This is a genomic window from Nitratireductor aquibiodomus NL21 = JCM 21793 (genome assembly GCF_000615975.1).
Classification (GTDB): domain Bacteria; phylum Pseudomonadota; class Alphaproteobacteria; order Rhizobiales; family Rhizobiaceae; genus Nitratireductor; species Nitratireductor aquibiodomus.
Map to the genome: position 1 here is coordinate 1 of NZ_BAMP01000199.1, position 752 is coordinate 752.

The following is a 752-nucleotide window of genomic DNA, read 5'->3' on the forward strand; positions in this document are numbered from 1 at the left end:
CCGCGGCCCGGCGCATGGCGGCAATCCTTGGCGAGGAGCCCGGTGAGACGGTCGCTACGCCATGCGCATGGAGCGGAAGGTCTCCGACAGAACCCGCATTCTCGTGGTGACGGAAGGTGTTCTCGCGCGGATGATCGTCGATGATCCGGAGCTCTCCGGCATCGCGGCGGTGCTGTTTGACGAGTTTCACGAACGCTCACTCGATGGCGATTTCGCGCTGGCGCTGGCGCTTGATGCGCAGGCCGCGCTGCGGCCGGACCTGCGGCTTCTGGTGATGTCGGCCACGCTTGATGGCGCGCGGGTGGCGGCGCTTCTTGGCGATGCGCCGGTGATCGAGAGCGAGGGGCGGAGCTTTCCCGTCGAACTGCGTCATGAAGAGCGGCCGGCCGGCGAAGCCATCGAGGAATCGATGGCGCGGGCCGTGCGCACGGTTCTGGCGGAGGAAGAGGGCAGCGTGCTTGCCTTCCTGCCTGGCCAGCGCGAGATCGAGCGAACGGCGGAACGCCTTGCCGAACGGCTGCCCGCCGATGTGGACATCACGCCGCTTTATGGCGGTCTCGACGGACGGGCGCAGGATGCGGCCATCCGCCCGGCGGATGCGGGGCGGCGCAAGGTGGTTCTGGCGACGGCCATTGCGGAAACCTCGGTCACCATTGACGGTGTGCGCGTGGTGATCGACAGCGGCCTGTCGCGGCTGCCGAAATTCGAGCCCTCGACGGGTTTGACGCGGCTTGAAACGGTTCGCGTTTCGC

The 752-nt window shown here is 67.7% G+C and carries 1 pseudogene; it reads left to right on the plus strand.

Annotated features, from left to right (window positions below):
• Positions 1-752, plus strand: a pseudogene (locus tag JCM21793_RS28035) (helicase-related protein); the annotation flags it as partial.